The sequence below is a fragment of the Micromonospora sp. CV4 genome (assembly GCF_003667455.1).
Lineage (GTDB): Bacteria > Actinomycetota > Actinomycetes > Mycobacteriales > Micromonosporaceae > Micromonospora.
In genome coordinates this window covers 1-1,015 of sequence record NZ_RCVI01000064.1, presented here as the reverse complement: position 1 = coordinate 1,015, position 1,015 = coordinate 1, and the positions used below count along the sequence as shown (strand labels likewise).

The following is a 1,015-nucleotide window of genomic DNA, read 5'->3' as shown; positions in this document are numbered from 1 at the left end:
TGGTCGACGACCTGGCCTGGGCCGACGTGGCGATCTTCGGCGCGCCCACCCGGTACGGCATGATCGCCGCCCAGCTGAAGCAGTTCATCGACACCACCGGCCCGCTGTGGGGCCAGGGCGCGCTGGCGAACAAGGTCTACTCGGGCTTCACCTCGACGGGGACCGCGCACGGCGGGCACGAGACGACCCTGACCTCGCTCTTCAACGTCTTCTACCACTGGGGCGGGATCGTGGTCACCCCCGGCTACACCGACACCAGCCAGTTCATCGCGGGTAACCCCTACGGCGCCTCGCACACCAGCAACAACGGCGAGATCGCCCCGGACGACGTGGCGCTCACCGCCGCCGCGCTCACCGCTCGGCGGGCGGTGCAGATCGGCGCCGCCGTGAAGAAGGGCATGGCCGGCTGACCCGAGCCGGGACCGGCTGACCGCGGCGGGGACCGGCGGCGCGGGCGGGGGCTCTCGGCCCGTCCGCGCCGCCGGTCGACTCAGCCGTACCCTCGGGCGGGGTGACTATGCCCGCCCGCCGGCCGCGGACAGCTCGTCCGGGTGCGGCGCCGGCAGCAGGTCGCCCAACAGCTCGGTCAGCACGGCGATCCCGTCCGGGCTGAGCACCGACTCGGGATGGAACTGCACCCCGGCGAAGCCGCGCCCGCGCAGGGCATGCACGGCGCCGTCGCGCACGTCCCGGGCCAGCTCCACCGGCCCGTACGCGGTGTCCAGCCGGTCCGCTGCCGCGCGAGCGGTGAACGTGGAGTAGAAACCCACCCGGCGGGCTCGCCCGAACAGCGGCACCTCGCGTTGCAGACCCTGGTAGGGCAGCTCCCGACGGTGCAGCGGCAGCCCCAACAGCCCGGCCAGCACCTGATGGCCGAGGCACACCGCGAGGGTCGGCCGACCGCTCGCCAGCAGCCCGGTCAGCAACCCCCGCAGCGCCAGGATCTTCGGCTCGTCCGGGCTGCCCGGGTCGCCCGGTCCAGGCCCGGCCACCACCAGGTCGTACTCGTCGACCG

At 74.1% G+C, this 1,015-nt stretch carries 1 protein-coding gene and 1 pseudogene; one reads left to right on the top strand and one right to left on the bottom strand.

All coding sequences use genetic code 11. The features are described from left to right. Positions 1-410 (top strand): NAD(P)H-dependent oxidoreductase (locus EAD98_RS00345; protein WP_121652120.1); only part of this gene is annotated, 410 nt, incomplete at its 5' end. Between the two features lie 105 nt (positions 411-515). Here the strand turns inward: EAD98_RS00345 and EAD98_RS00340 are convergent. Further along, a pseudogene (locus EAD98_RS00340) lies at positions 516-1,015 on the bottom strand (chorismate-binding protein); the annotation flags it as partial.